Raw genomic sequence first — 14,718 nt, forward strand, 5'->3', positions numbered from 1 at the left:
TTTTCACCAGCGAGACATCATAATGTAATCGTTAGCACTTGAGAAATATGGCTTAATGTAGCGACCATTATTATGAAAATTTTAACATTCTTTTGTTACTATCAGAATGTATATGGAAACATAATATCAAACAAGTTTTTTTTGGCAACACAAAATAGTTATCTTCAACAAAGAGAGGCATTGTAAAACAATTGTGCGGTATACGAAATAATTATAAAGCATCAAAAAATTAATTGCAAATATCACCATTGTATGTGTAAGTGACTCAATTATTGAGTAATTGAGCAAGTTCCATGACGGGATGTAGCGCAGCCCGGTAGCGCGCTTCGTTCGGGACGAAGAAGTCGGGAGTTCGAATCTCCCCATCCCGAAATATCAAGATATAAGATTAACATTCTTCACCTGGCATTGAGAGTTATGACATCGGAATCACATATAGTATGATGAACAATATGTCCACTTTATTAACGTTAATCTAATCTTAGCTTATTTTTATACAATGTTGAATAACCAAAATACCAACATTTATCAGAATCAGTTCCCCTCCAGCAAACATTCTAAAAAGAACATTGTTGATGCAGTTACTAATTTCATAAAACATGAAAAGATAGGACTACGCATCAGATACGAGGAACTGTATCTGGCCCTTGATGAAGCCATAACCAATGCTATGGAGCACGGCAACAAATGGTCTTCGTCAAAAAATGTCCACATTTCCATTTCTGTCGACAGATCTCATCTTGTTATAATAGTTACCGACGACGGAAAGGGATTCAATTACAATGAACTCAAAATGACGCTATCGGAAGAAAACCGTTTTAAGCGCCGGGGGCGGGGCCTCTTTATTATCAATCAGTTCTGCCATATTGAATGGAACGAAAAAGGCAACCAGATCATTATGAATTTTGAGCTATCGAGCTGAGTATGTCAGGCGAAAAAAAAAGTAGGATAGTTCCGGCCCTGTTATTCCTGCTGTTCCTGGTCTTTATCTCGTGCGGCGATGGTCCGTCATTTTTCAAACCGGCCGTTCCCTCCGTAATCCGCGACATCCAGGACCTTATCACGGGCATCAATACCTTTATTTCACGGGTCAGTACGGTAACGGGACTTGTGGGATTCCAAACCATTCTCCTCTTTATATCGGTCCTGATCATATCCTCGGGTCTCTCAGCCATCGGCCTGCCGAAGGGGAAAACCGTATTCCTCCTTTCCCTTGCCATGGCTGATACGCTCTGGATTTTATGGAAGGACAGTTTTAATCCTGAATCTCTTTCATACCTGGTTCCCGTTTTACGGGCAAACCTGATTCTGCTCATTCCCCTCATAACCTATATTTTACTGAAGGCCTTCGTCCCCTTTCTGTTCCCGCAGATCAGGAATGTCCTGTTCAGACTGCTGCCCGGAAGCGGGAGAAGACTCAGAGATCAATTGACCCGCGAGACCTCGCGGGAGCTCATGCTGAAGTCTCTCTCCCTCTATATTACTTTACAGAAAAACAATGGCGGGAATGATAAAAATGAGATCCTGTCTTCACAGGCCGACAAGCTCGTAAAAGACATCAGAAAACTAGTGGATACAATTAACTGACATAAGCCTGTCAACTCCGCAGTTTATGACAACATTTTCCCTTGTTTTTCACAATTAACTTGCAAAATATGCACAGACCCTATATTCTATGCACTCAGAACGGCTAAAAAATCCGAGGTAATCATGAGCACCATTGCTACTGAACGCATCATCAACCGCGCCCGGTATGTATTCATCGTTTTTTTCTTTATAGCAGCTGTTTCAGCCTACGTAAGCGGATCCAGCATAATGAGCTGGGGCGCCATCCTGGCAGCCGATACTATTTTCCTCACCCTGGCCATTGTAAACCAGGCTTCCATAATGAAAAATACCATATCAGTTCCCCTCATCTATACCTCGGTAACCATCGAATTTTTGCTGATTTTCTTTCTGAAATTCACCATGCACTTTGACGAACGCGTGGGATACGGACTGACAATGAAAGAGCCGGCCACCTTCCTCGTCTACTTCCTGTTCATGGCCATGAACGCCATGCGGTATAATAAAAAACTCACGCTCTATGCAGGCTTGCTGGCAGTGACTACCTACATAGCACTCCTCAGCCTGGCCATCATAGACGGAGGAATGACCTTTACAAAAGATGTAACAAAATTCTTTGCCACAAACACGCTGCGGGGATCAGCAGAAGCACCCAAGATACTATTTCTCCTCGGCTTCACCTACTTCCTCTACAAGATGGCCGATTTTACCAACAAAAATATGGACGAACTGGCCGATGCCCGAACCGGGGCAGAGAAAAATTATGGTGAAATGAAAAATGTCCTTGCCACTGTTGATCAGACCTCGGAGGAACTTCTGGCCAGCAGCAGAGAGCTTGCCAATTCTCTGAAGGAAATCAGCGAGAGTATCCGCGCCCACGGAAAGCTTATGAACGACGTGGAAACCATCAAAACAAACATATCGGGAAGCATCGAAGAGATACGCAGCAAGTCGGACTTCCAGTATAGGACCGTTGAGGAAAATTTTCTTAAAATTAAAGAGATATCCAACCTCATGGAAGGGATATACAGTGACAGTACGGCCCAGAGCAAAAAAGCCCGGGAGGCGCTGAACCTGGCCACCATCAACGAGGACAACCTCAAGAGTACCACAAAGGCTATAACGGACATGAAAATGAATTCCCAGAAAATCGAGGAAATATCAAAAACCATCAGTGAAATCGCCGACCAGACCAATCTGCTCTCCCTCAACGCCGCCATCGAATCAGCCCGTGCCGGGGAGCACGGCAGGGGTTTTGCCGTTGTCGCCGATGAAATATCAAAACTGGCCACCATGAGCATTGATTCCTCCAAGGAGATTGCCAAGATCATACAGGATACGGTGGGCAACATTGAAAATATCTCGGCCATGATAGGCAACCTGGCCCAGTACCTGAACCAGACCATATCCTTCATCAGGGAAAATTCTATCTTCATGCAGAGCCTGAATGATAATACCAGCAAAGAATTTGAAGAAAGCAAGAAACTCTACGATTCTTCCGTCGAGGTTGAAAAGGCGGCAAAAGAGGTATATGAGCAGTCCGTCATCCAGACCGAGTCTGTTGAAAAAATCACGGACTGGTTCAACAGCATGAATAAGCTGGGAACCGATATCATGGAAAACCTGAAATACCTGAAGCTTCTCTCCGATTCGCTGGAAAACAGGTCCAGGGACTTGAAAATGGTTCTGGGCAGGGAAGAAAAAAACGACATTGCTAATTAACGACATAATCACTTCTTTTTTATGAGACATATATATTTTATTTGACTAAATAAATCATACTTTTATAGAATAAACAATAGGAACTTCACCATGGTTGAGTTTATTGATAACGACAATGATCGTACATTCTTATTGAAAGATGAAGTTATTTCGGTAAAACTGCTCAAACTGGAAGATTTGCTCAATAATTTTATCCGGGAAGATGACAGAAACGCCATAATCGATTTAACTAATGTCACCAAAATCGACTCCATGTCTCTGGCGGCACTTATCCGTGTCAAAAACAGGCTGGGTAAATCAGGCAGGAAACTGAACCTCATCAACCCAACTGAAGGGGTCATGCGTGTTCTGGAACTCGCCGGCCTCGATGCTTTTCTGCTGGACTAATCGTCCTCCTTTTCTACACAACACCCCCTGTCAAAAATCAACGGGCCCGGTTCATTTATTTGTTGAGATTATACAACCCGGCGGAAATAGTGGAAAGATAATTAATAATTGAAACATTCTGCAAAATGGTATATATACCAACATAGAGGATATGACAATGAAAGCACTGCAGAAATCACATAAAATAAAAAGAAAGGGACCCGTTGTCCTCATCATCATGGACGGCGTCGGACTGGGAAAGGGAGATGAAGGCGACGCCTTCCGCCAGGCCCGTACTCCCCTGCTCGACTCCCTGCGAAGGGAATACATGAATACCACGCTAAAGGCCCATGGAACAGCCGTGGGACTCCCCAGCGACGATGATATGGGTAACAGCGAGGTGGGACACAATGCCCTGGGAGCGGGAAAAATTTTCGAACAGGGAGCCAAGCTGGTCAACAGGGCACTGGAATCCGGTGATATTTTCACCACCGATACCTGGAAGGAACTGGTTATAAAACCCGCCACACAGGGAACGACCCTTCACTTCATAGGGCTCCTCTCCGACGGCAATGTTCACTCTCACATTGATCACCTTATGGGTATAATAAAACAGAGCGCGTCGGAAGGAGTGAAAAAATGCAAGGTTCACATACTCCTTGACGGACGCGATGTTCCCGAAACCTCGGCCCTGCAGTACGTCGACGAGATGGAGGCCTTTCTAGAGGACTTCAGGAAACAGGGACTCGACTACGCCATAGCCTCGGGCGGAGGCAGGATGATAACCACCATGGACCGCTACGAGGCCGACTGGTCCATTGTAAAAAGGGGCTGGGACGCCCATGTCCTGGGCATAGCCCGGGCTTTCACCTCGGCACGCCAGGCCATCGAAACCTTCCGCAGCGACGACCCGGAGATAACAGATCAGTATCTCCCCTCCTTTACCATAACGGACGGCAGCGGACCCGTGGGGACCGTCAATGACGGTGATTCGGTCATATTTTTCAACTTCCGCGGCGACCGGGCCATCGAAATGTCCCGGGCCTTCGAGGAAGAGACCCTGGATAAATTCGACCGGGTGCGCAGGCCCGATGTGGTATACGCCGGCATGATGGAATACGACGGAGACCTGAAGATCCCGAAAAAATACCTGGTGATCCCGCCGGCCATTGAGGAGACCATGAGTGAATACCTGGTCCACACAGGTAAAACCCAGTATGCCATTTCCGAAACGCAGAAGTTCGGCCATGTCACCTATTTCTGGAACGGCAACCGCAGCGGCAAGTTCGATGCGAAGCTTGAGGATTATGAGGAGATCACCTCCGACAGGCTGGAATTCAACCAGCGTCCCTGGATGAAGGCGGCCGAAATCACCGACAGCGTCATGACGGCACTGAGAAGCGGAAAGTATAATTTTCTGCGCCTGAATTATCCCAATGGCGACATGGTGGGCCATACGGGCGACCTGGAGGCGGCCATCATAGCGGCTGAAACCATTGATCTCTGCCTCAGGAGGCTCCTACCGGTCATACATGAACAGGGCGGTATCGCCCTTATTACGGCCGACCATGGGAACCTGGATGAGATGTTCGAGATGGATAAAAAAACCGGCAATGCAAAGATCGACAAGGAAACGGGACTTCCCATGAAGAAAACGTCACATACGCTCAATCCCGTACCGGCCATCATTTATGATCCCGGTTTTGCCGGAGAGTACGCTCTGGCCGATATTAAGAAACCAGGACTGGCCAACGTAGCTGCCACACTCCTCATGCTCATGGACCTGGTACCGCCGGCGGACTATGAACCGTCGATCATACAGTGGACATAAAGCAAAGAGACCGGAGGAGATTCCATGTTTTCCAAAAAATCCGACGACGGGTACAAGAAACCCCTGGCGGGAGTAGAAATGAAGACCATTGCCTACGGAGATAACACGCTCATGACGGAATTCCGCCTGGAGAGGGGCCATATCCTCCCCAGGCACAGCCATCCACAGGAGCAGACGGGCTACCTTGTATCGGGAAGGATCAACCTGAGGATCGGTAATTTCATTCATGAAGCCCATCCCGGCGACAGCTGGTGCATCCCCGGCGGTGTGGAGCATGAAGCGGAGATTCTCGAGGACTCCATTGCCGTAGAGGTCTTCTCTCCCCTTCGGGAAGATTATTTACCGTAACGATGTCGGAAATTCCTTTGTGGAAAAGTGATAATTTATAAATATATCTTAGGGGCAAGAGGCAAAATATGAAAAAAACATACCTGGCGAAAAACAGCGTTCTTTTTTTATCGGTGATCTTCATCACGGTCATGACCGCCGCATGCGGGAAAAAATCCACGGCAGTGCAATTTAACTTCACCAGTCATAAAGACGGCTCCGTGGTCTCCCGCTCCCTGCCGCTGAAGATGAGCGGCACCGTGGTCAACTATGACAAACTGGATGCCAAATTGAAAAATAATCTTCATGTATATCTCATTGAACAGAGCACAAAGGAAAAGATATGGCATATTGAACCGGAAGGCACCCTTGACAGCAAGGGCATCTGGCGAGCCATCACCTGGCTGGGAAACCCCCGGCAGGGAAATCACAACATATTCAACGTATGCGTATTTGCCACAGATGAAATTCTGGAACTGAATGACGGAGATCATCCCGTAAAAGAAAAGACCGACTTCCTGGGCGAGGCATGTATCACGGTCAGACGCGTGGACCGCTGAAAAATTCCTTTCATGTATTCGTTGTTTTCAGGATAAGGTCCTCGATGCCGCGGAGGATTCCCTCCACGTCATCACGCCTGTACTGAGGTAAAACCGTCTCAAGACTATTATCCGAGGCAACAAGGAGAATATTATCCACTCCTGACAGAAAGAGCGGGTCTTCCGAAGAATCGCCGACGACCTCTATTTTCTGTGTATCGCCTTCCTTGTATCCTTCAATGATCACCAGGTCCGAATGTGAGAAATAACGCTGTGCCAGCTCCAGGGGGGTCATATCATCATCAATAGTGGAGATCAGACTGAATTTTTTTCCGCTGGTAATGGCACTGGAAAAAGCGCCGGCTTCCCTGTGGCGGTACGAATCCTTGCCGGGATGGTCCATTTCATAATCATGTCGGATGCTCTTAATAGTGGAAACCTTCAGGCCTCCACGCGTATAATGGCGCACAAGTTTCTCTACCAGGGTAGTTTTGCCCGAATTAGATCTGCCAACGACAGCGAATATCTTCATTGCTATGGTTCCCGCCTTTCTCATGCCCTGTGCATACAGACTTCATAAACCATTCCCGGTTTGTATGCGCGGTCGTACTTTTCACGGGACACCCTGGCCTATATCGGGCGTTTTATCAAATGATTTTTAATAAAAAAATCATTGAATGATTCAATGACTCTTTCGTATGGTGTTAAAAAAAAGGAATCTGTTACCATGACTGATACTAATATTACCCGCGCCTATATTATCGCCGGCGGCAGGAGCAGCCGTTTCGGCAGGGACAAATCCCTCTATGAATTCAATGGAAAGCCCATGATCATGCATGTCTACGATGCCCTGTCCCCCGTATTCCAAGAGATATCCATCATCGCCGATGAAGGGGATAAATATTCAATTCCCGGCGTGAAAGTGTATCCCGACATCATTCCAGGTCTTGGCCCCATAGGCGGAGTATATTCCGCTCTATGCAATTGTGAAAACGGCAGGGCCTTTGTAGTTCCCTGCGACATGCCCTTTCTGAATTCTTCATTAATAGCCTACATGGCCTCTATCCCGCCACAATATGACGTGATAGTGCCCATGCTTGACGGACATTATCAGCCGCTTCATGCCATTTATTCAACTTCCTGCATCAAACCTATAAAACAGCTCATCGATGCCGGTAAAGGAAAACTCATTGATTTTTATAACAATGCCGAAATTCGTGTCATCGGTGAGGATGAGATCACATTTTATGACGATCCCTATAAGGTGTTCAGAAACATAAATTACACCGATGACCTGCATTAACAGGGCCCCTTTGGGAACTGAATTACGGTGCTGTAAATTAACTTGATTATTTTAGTAATTTATCGTAAAATTACTTTACAGTATTGAGACTGAACCTATATGTGAGTCATCATAAACCATCAGCGGTGCTAATATGGAGTTATCCGAAAATCAATTTTTATCGTCAGACGACGGGAGACCAAAAGAGGAATGCGGCATTTTCGGCATCTTCGGTCATCCTAAAGCCGCAAATCTCGCATACCTGGGTCTTTACGCCCTTCAGCACCGGGGACAGGAATCGGCCGGCATTGCCTCATCGGACGGTAATCACATAGTCCGGTATGCCGGCATGGGCAAAGTCATAGACGTATTCGAACCGAAGCACATGGACAACCTGCAGGGTGACCGGGCCATCGGGCACAACAGGTACAGCACCACGGGATCATCCTATCTCAGGAACGCCCAGCCTTTTCGCGCCGAATCGAACCTTGGGCCCATTGTACTGGCGCATAACGGCAATCTATCCAATGCGGGAACTCTCCGCTTCGAGCTCGAACAAAAAGGACACATCTTCCAGACAACCATAGATTCAGAAGTCATCGTTCACCTCATGGCCCGCTCCGGCATAAAAGATTTCCTTGAAGCCCTCATTCACTCGCTGAAACAGGTAAAGGGCGCCTATTCCCTTCTCATAATGAATCGTGAAAAAATCTATGCCGTGCGGGATCCCCACGGACTTCGGCCATTGGTCCTGGGAAAAGTACAGGGCGCCTACTGCGTGGCCTCGGAGACCTGCGCCTTCGATATCGTCGATGCCGAGTACCTCCGCGAAATACATCCCGGCGAACTGGTGGAACTCTCCAGCTATGGCATCAAGTCCTACTATCCCTTTGAAAAACAGCCCGAATCGCTCTGCGTTTTCGAATATATCTACTTCTCACGGCCCGACAGCATCATATTCGGAGAATCGGTTCACGAGATGCGCATCCAGCTGGGCCGCATGCTGGCCCGGCAGGCTCCCGTGGAAGCCGACATAGTAGTACCCATACCGGACTCATCCGTATCGGCGGCCATCGGGTACGCCCGGGAATCGAACATTCCCTATGAGCTTGCAATGATACGGAGCCATTACATCGGCAGGACATTCATCGAGCCGGAACAGCGCATCCGTGACTTCGGCGTAAAAATTAAATTCAACGTGGTCCGCTCAGCCGTCGAAGGCAAAAAGATCGTTGTTGTCGACGACTCCATCATGCGCGGCACCACCATGCGGAAGATTATAAAAATGTTCCGCAATGCCGGCGCCAAGGAGATTCATGTACGCATATCATCACCGCCCACGCGCTTTCCCTGCTTCTACGGAATAGACATACCGACACGCAAGGAGCTCATCGCCGCATCGCACACCATCGAGGAGATACGGAAATATCTGCGCGTCGATTCCATCGAATACATGACCGTTGAAACCATGCTGCAGGCTATTGACCGTCCCAAAATGGGCTTCTGCACGGCCTGTTTCGACAGCAATTATCCTTCTCCCCTGGATGACTGCGCTGAAGAGAACCAGAAATATCTCTTCGAGGATATGAGTTGCAGCGAGTACTATTAGAAAATACACGCAAATTAATTACTTGACGGAAACAAGACGCTGATATTCTTTGTTTTAGTATATGGTTGAGTACCTAGGTGACTAGCTCAATTGGTAGAGCAGCGGTCTCCAAAACCGCAGGTTGGGGGTTCGAGACCCTCGTCACCTGCATACGTGGACGTTTTCGAACTATCGGAAACGTCCACTTTGTTTATAGACGAAACTTCTTCCCACATGAAAAATGCAAAGCGTTTCTTCCATGAAATGGTGACCCGTCGCCATTAGATACTACGGCATTCGGAACCAATTCATGATGCTTTTTGTCACTGCAAGTTCATGCATTCCGGTTTTTAATTAACGACCCCCACCAGAGGTGGGAGTTGTAGCGATATGCTTCCAGGAACAAAGATTACTATTGCGGTTTCACAGGCATAATTGTTCTGACCGTTTCTGACGATGAATACTTCGGCCTGAACCCCAGTTCCTTTCCTATTTTACTGACATCCATGGAGAGGGGATACCTGATATAATCCACCTGCGCCTTTCCAAAGGGTACAATACGCAGGCTATAGAGGAGCTGTACCAGGGGATAGATGAGCCACGCCGGGAGTGAGATCATGGGTTTGCCCAGCTCCCGCGCGAGCGCCGAATAGCGAAGCCCTTTATCGGCGGCGAGATTGAAGGCTCCCTTCACTTTTTTTACCGCCGCAAGATAAAAGGCCTCGGCAGCATCGTCCTCGTGAATGAACTGCATGATGGGATCATACCCCCGTACGCCGATGATGACGGGATCCTTCATAGATTTCGATGTCGTATTTTTCGCGTTGGGACCCATAACGATGCACGGCCGCATTATAACCGCTTCACAGCCATGATCGCTCCTTATGAAATCGGAAAGCAGCTTTTCAATTTCCGCTTTATTCTCTGAATAGGGGAATCCCGGTGTGGAGCGAATCGGGGCGGTCTCGGGAAGATAGTCCGGCGTGCCTTCAAAAAAACCATAAGCGCAGTCCGAACTGGCCACAACCAGTTTTTTAATTTTCATTTTTCCGCAGACATCTATCACGTTCTTCGTTCCGTTGACATCGACGTCAAATTCAAAGTCAGGATCACGCGTAGGATTGGCGATAAAGGCCAGATGTATGATGGTATCGACCCCTTCATCTCCCACAATTGACATCATGCTTTCTTTATCGCGTATGTCACAAAAATAATATTTATACTTTTCCGGCAGGTCCACCGATGGCTGCATTATATCCATGCATATTATCTTTGTGAAAACCGTATCGCTTCGCAGCCTTTCCACAAGGCGACTGCCGATATAACCGAAGGCCCCTGTTATGCAAAGTACTCTTTTCGATCCAGCCATACCCTTCTCCTTTGATTATTCTTTTTAATACAGAAATCGTGATTCCGCTTTACATTTACATGATAAGAGACTGTATCCTCATCATGAAAGTACCGATGTCCCTTGCGTATTCGGGGGACCCCTCCAGCGACAGATACCCTTTTTCAACGGCAACAACCATGTTTATGTCATTAAGAATAATGGGCAGGGCCTCGTCGATACTGCGGAATTTCATATGGACAAAGGGCTGGCGTCTTCCGCATATCCCCGGACCGGCCTGTGACTTCCCGGCCTTTACACGCAGATAGGCGGCCATTTCCTCATTACCCGCCACGGAAAACTGGTAAATGCGCTCCGGCTGTTTCGATGTCCATTTTTTCATTTCCGGATCACCCAGCTTGTTGAACTGGCTCAACGACGCCGCCATCATGTACAGGGTCAACTTGACCTTCATCCTTTTTTTGTCCGGATCACCGGGACGTGCCGTGGGCATGAGCAGCGTCAGATTCATGAGAAGGGCCAGCACCTTAAGAAGCAGGGAAAACTTTAAGAGACCCTTTATCCTGAAAAGGGCCGGCTTGCCTCCCAGCATCCTGACCATTCGTCCCACGCTGCCGAAGACGAAGGAAATATCGGGGTTTTCCCATATCCCCCGGACTACCTCGAGTCCGCCGCCGCTGAAACGAAGATAAGAACCCACATCGCCTTCAGGATCACGAGCGTGAAACTGAACCACAGCCTCGACACCCTCAAACTTTTTCCTCACTGCCGGGTTTTCTTTCAGGACGACCTTGAGTAATGGAAAAAGCGCATTGAGAACCAGTTCCGCCGCCAGCCTTTCATCGTGCGATGCCATATCAGAAATTATCCTCCCAGTTGTCATCATCCTCGAAATCCCTGCCCATGATCTCCCTGACCTTTTCCATAATTCCGTCGGCGTCCAGTTTATAATGGGAATAAAGATCTTCCGGATATCCCACGATAGAAAAGCAGTCAGGTATCCCAACCCGCGTAAACACGCAGGACTTCCCGTATTCGGCGATTACTTCGGAAACAGCGCTTCCCAGTCCCCCGTAAATGTTATGGTCCTCGCAGGTGATAATTCTCCGTGTTTCCGTCACGGCCTTACGAATGATGTCCTCATCGAGGGGCTTGATAGTATGCATATTGATCACACGAACGCTGATGCCGTCGTTCTTCTGGAGCATCCGCGCAGCCTCCAGCGCCTGCAGCACCGTCACTCCGCAGCAGATGAGCGTAATATCCGTCCCGGGATGCATCTCCAGGGCCTTTCCTATTTCAAAACCATAATCATCACTCGTATGGCAATTTGGCTCAAACCCCCGCCCGATACGGATATACACTGGACCGGGACGGTCGATGCAGGCCTTTATCGCGTTGGCGCATTCGATACCGTCAGCCGGTATGATGACCGTCATATTCGCCATAGATCGCGTAATTGCGATGTCTTCCGTGCACTGATGCGTGGTCCCGGCCTGACCAAAGGAAATGCCCCCGTGCGTGGCGATGATTTTAACATTGAGTTTCTGATAACAAATATCCGTCCTGACCTGTTCCGCTGCCCTCATGGTGGTGAATACCGCCATGGTCGACACAAAGGGCATAAATCCCGCCTTCGCAAGTCCTGCAGCCATACCGAACATGTTTTGTTCCGCTATCCCCGCGTTGAAAAACCTTTTAGGAAATTTTGCAGCGAATTCCCCGATCTTCGTCGATTTCGCCAGGTCTGCCGAAAGACCGACTATGTCCTCATTTGTCTCTCCCAGGGCACACAGTACCCTGCCATATATCTCTGCCTGTGTCATGGTATTCGCGTCATAGACATTCCACGTCAATCCCACCGCCATGATAAACCTCCCGGATATTATTTATGGGAACCTCTAAAAATCAGGTTTTCCATATGCCTGTGCCCACAAGGGAACTTCCAAAAACAAATTTTTAGAGGTGCCCTTATTGTTCTGTTTCCAAAACACCGTCAACCTATGACGGAACTTTCTATCAACTGTTTTGCCTCAACTATTTTATCTGAATCGAGGCCGCCATAATGCCAGCGCACGTCGTTTTCCATGAAACCGATGCCCTTACCTTTAACGGTATGCGCAATTATAACCACGGGAGCCCCGGTCTCGGCCTGCGCCTCCTCGATTGCCTGCGACAATTCCCTGAAACTGTGTCCGTCAACTTCCTTTACAATGAATCCAAAAGATTTCCATTTATCGGCAAAGGGCTCCACGGCCATAACCTCTTCAGTCGAACCGTCCACGCAAAGACGGTTTCTGTCTATAAAAGTGATCAGGTTCGTAGTTTTATAGTGGGAAGCCGCCATGGCTGCCTCCCATACGGACCCTTCATTACATTCTCCGTCACCGAGAATGCAGTAGGTGCGCCATGACTTGCCGCGCAGCCTCGCTCCCAGGGCCAATCCCACGGCCATGGACAGACCGTGGCCCAGGGACCCGGTTGAAACATCGACTCCTTTTACCTTTTGTCCATCAAGGTGCATACCGAAGGGCGAATTAAACTTGTTAAAGTCTCTCAGCAATTCAAAATCGAAATAGCCGAGGCGCGCTAGAAGCGGGGCAAATCCTACGCCGGCGTGGCCCTTGCTCAGTATCAGCCTGTCCCGGTCCGGCATATCGGGATTCTTTGGATCAATTTTCATATACCTGTAATAAAGCAGGATCATAATTTCGACCATGCTGAGGGCGCCGCCTATATGTGCGCCCCCGGCCCAGAATGTCACGTCTACCGTATCCATCCTCAGCGTTTTCGCGTGCTGTCGCAGCTTGATGATTTCTTCGTCTGTAACTGGCATGATGCACTCCTTATTGTAATATCATTTAAAGCGGAATAATCGTACCGATAAATTCACGGTCATTCCATCTCGAGTATGGTCTTGATATTATTACCCGTGCCGCTTTTGATAAATTTGAAAGCCTCGCGATAACGCGAAAGAGGGAACCGGTGTGTGATAAACTTTTCAAAACCCACCCTGCCCTCCCGGGCCATCCTGACGGTAAGATCGAATGTGCTGATGTTCTCCCCTTCATACATTTCGCCGCCGTGGGAGTTTACGCCGATGATATTGACTTCCTGGTTCCACACCGGCGTCTGATCAAATCGAACCGGGGACAGCTGGTTGCCGATCATCATGTAATCGCCTCTGGCCCTGAGCCATCGGAGAGAATCATGTATGGTAGAGGACTGTCCGACGCAGTCATAAATGAGATCAAAGCCCCCCAGCATATATTTGTTGCCCAGGGGCCCCCGGTAGAGTCGAGCTCCGGTCATCCCTGCGGCAGCCTCATAAGGATCTCCCTCCAGGATATGATCAGCTCCCATCTGTCCGGCCAGCTTCTTTTTAAAATCCATTTTCTCGAGGACATAAATTGAACACTCGGGCTGCAGCAGTCGGGCGAACTGTATTACATTCAATCCTATCACACCGGCACCGATTACGAGCACCCGTTCACCCTTGCGGGGAAGGCGGCGCAGCACGGCGTGGAGCGATACGGAAGCCGGTTCGATCATGACAGCCGTTTCATCGGAAATATCATCGGGAATTTTTATCAACTGCGAGCTATGCGCTATAAAATGGTCGCCGAATCCGGCACCGAGGTTTACGGGCATGTCACCTTCAGAAAAGTTTTCACAGAGAGTATAGTTGCCTTCGCTGCAACTCCTGCACGGCGGTTTTATTTCTTTGATCGAACAGCAGGGAAGATAACGCTGGAGTACAACCCGGTCGCCCGGAGAAAGGTGCGTGACGCCGTCACCGGTTTCCACAACATTTCCTACCAGTTCATGGCCCATGAAAACCCTGGGAACTCCGGGCAGGGCGGCGATTGAAATTCGCGGGTCGGCCTTTACATAGAAAAGCGACATGTCGGCGCCGCAAATACCGGCGATCCGGGTCTTGACTCGCACCCAGTTTTCCCCGGGCAGTGACCTGTCGGGTATATTCCTGAACCTCACCGGAGAGAGCGGCGAGTAATACACCCGCTGACTCAGCTTCGCCAGTGCTTTTGTAAGTAATATTCGTGGAATACTGACCTCAAAAAAGATGGTTTTCATAGATTCCCTCGGTTATAAAATTTTGTGCGATTTCTCCGGAGTTCTTTGTCGCCT

At 48.5% G+C, this 14,718-nt stretch carries 15 protein-coding genes and 2 tRNA genes; 11 read left to right on the forward strand and 6 right to left on the reverse strand.

Annotated features, from left to right (window positions below):
• The first annotated feature begins 297 nt into the window (after positions 1 to 297).
• From CVV44_06325 to CVV44_06360, 8 genes are all read left to right on the forward strand, one after another.
• Positions 298 to 371, forward strand: a tRNA-Pro gene (locus tag CVV44_06325).
• A 128-nt stretch (positions 372 to 499) separates the two neighbouring features.
• Complete coding sequence (locus CVV44_06330; GenBank protein ID PKL39834.1) at positions 500 to 922, forward strand: hypothetical protein; 423 nt, start codon at positions 500 to 502, stop codon at positions 920 to 922.
• Between the two features lie 2 nt (positions 923 to 924).
• Positions 925 to 1,587 carry a hypothetical protein gene (locus CVV44_06335; protein ID PKL39835.1) on the forward strand — a complete coding sequence of 221 codons (663 nt, stop codon included), beginning with the start codon at positions 925 to 927 and terminating at the stop codon, positions 1,585 to 1,587.
• A 123-nt stretch (positions 1,588 to 1,710) separates the two neighbouring features.
• A complete protein-coding gene (locus CVV44_06340) occupies positions 1,711 to 3,288 on the forward strand; it encodes a hypothetical protein (protein PKL39836.1) in 1,578 nt (525 codons plus the stop codon).
• Positions 3,289 to 3,378: 90 nt separating this feature from the next.
• Positions 3,379 to 3,675: a hypothetical protein gene (locus tag CVV44_06345; protein PKL39837.1), complete on the forward strand. Its 297-nt coding sequence runs from the start codon at positions 3,379 to 3,381 to the stop codon at positions 3,673 to 3,675.
• A gap of 157 nt (positions 3,676 to 3,832) precedes the next feature.
• Positions 3,833 to 5,485, forward strand: coding sequence for a 2,3-bisphosphoglycerate-independent phosphoglycerate mutase (locus CVV44_06350; protein PKL39838.1), 1,653 nt, complete (start codon positions 3,833 to 3,835; stop codon positions 5,483 to 5,485).
• Between the two features lie 24 nt (positions 5,486 to 5,509).
• Complete coding sequence (locus tag CVV44_06355) at positions 5,510 to 5,833, forward strand: cupin domain-containing protein (protein PKL39839.1); 324 nt, start codon at positions 5,510 to 5,512, stop codon at positions 5,831 to 5,833.
• A 68-nt stretch (positions 5,834 to 5,901) separates the two neighbouring features.
• Complete coding sequence (locus CVV44_06360; protein ID PKL39840.1) at positions 5,902 to 6,372, forward strand: hypothetical protein; 471 nt, start codon at positions 5,902 to 5,904, stop codon at positions 6,370 to 6,372.
• 10 nt (positions 6,373 to 6,382) lie between these two features.
• On the opposite strand, the gene mobB is transcribed toward CVV44_06360, so the two are convergent.
• Positions 6,383 to 6,907 carry a molybdopterin-guanine dinucleotide biosynthesis protein B gene (gene mobB, locus CVV44_06365; protein ID PKL39841.1) on the reverse strand — a complete coding sequence of 175 codons (525 nt, stop codon included), beginning with the start codon at positions 6,905 to 6,907 and terminating at the stop codon, positions 6,383 to 6,385.
• Between the two features lie 129 nt (positions 6,908 to 7,036).
• On the opposite strand from mobB, the gene CVV44_06370 reads away from it, so the two are divergent.
• From CVV44_06370 to CVV44_06380, 3 genes are all read left to right on the forward strand, one after another.
• Positions 7,037 to 7,654, forward strand: a complete 618-nt coding sequence (locus CVV44_06370) for a molybdenum cofactor guanylyltransferase (GenBank protein PKL39842.1) — start codon at positions 7,037 to 7,039, stop codon at positions 7,652 to 7,654.
• Between the two features lie 133 nt (positions 7,655 to 7,787).
• Positions 7,788 to 9,242, forward strand: coding sequence for an amidophosphoribosyltransferase (locus CVV44_06375; GenBank protein ID PKL39843.1), 1,455 nt, complete (start codon positions 7,788 to 7,790; stop codon positions 9,240 to 9,242).
• Between the two features lie 75 nt (positions 9,243 to 9,317).
• Positions 9,318 to 9,390 (forward strand) — tRNA-Trp (locus CVV44_06380).
• Between the two features lie 243 nt (positions 9,391 to 9,633).
• Here the strand turns inward: CVV44_06380 and CVV44_06385 are convergent.
• From CVV44_06385 to CVV44_06405, 5 genes are all read right to left on the reverse strand, one after another.
• On the reverse strand, positions 9,634 to 10,590 hold the full coding sequence (locus tag CVV44_06385) for a hypothetical protein (protein PKL39844.1): 957 nt from the start codon (positions 10,588 to 10,590) through the stop codon (positions 9,634 to 9,636).
• A 55-nt stretch (positions 10,591 to 10,645) separates the two neighbouring features.
• Positions 10,646 to 11,425, reverse strand: a complete 780-nt coding sequence (locus tag CVV44_06390) for a hypothetical protein (GenBank protein PKL39845.1) — start codon at positions 11,423 to 11,425, stop codon at positions 10,646 to 10,648.
• 1 nt (position 11,426) lies between these two features.
• Positions 11,427 to 12,437: a transketolase gene (locus CVV44_06395; protein ID PKL39846.1), complete on the reverse strand. Its 1,011-nt coding sequence runs from the start codon at positions 12,435 to 12,437 to the stop codon at positions 11,427 to 11,429.
• Positions 12,438 to 12,565: 128 nt separating this feature from the next.
• Complete coding sequence (locus CVV44_06400; GenBank protein ID PKL39847.1) at positions 12,566 to 13,405, reverse strand: transketolase; 840 nt, start codon at positions 13,403 to 13,405, stop codon at positions 12,566 to 12,568.
• Positions 13,406 to 13,464: 59 nt separating this feature from the next.
• Positions 13,465 to 14,664 carry a hypothetical protein gene (locus CVV44_06405; GenBank protein ID PKL39848.1) on the reverse strand — a complete coding sequence of 400 codons (1,200 nt, stop codon included), beginning with the start codon at positions 14,662 to 14,664 and terminating at the stop codon, positions 13,465 to 13,467.
• Positions 14,665 to 14,718: the final 54 nt, after the last annotated feature.

This window comes from Spirochaetae bacterium HGW-Spirochaetae-1, from assembly GCA_002839375.1.
GTDB lineage: Bacteria > Spirochaetota > UBA4802 > UBA4802 > UBA5550 > PGXY01.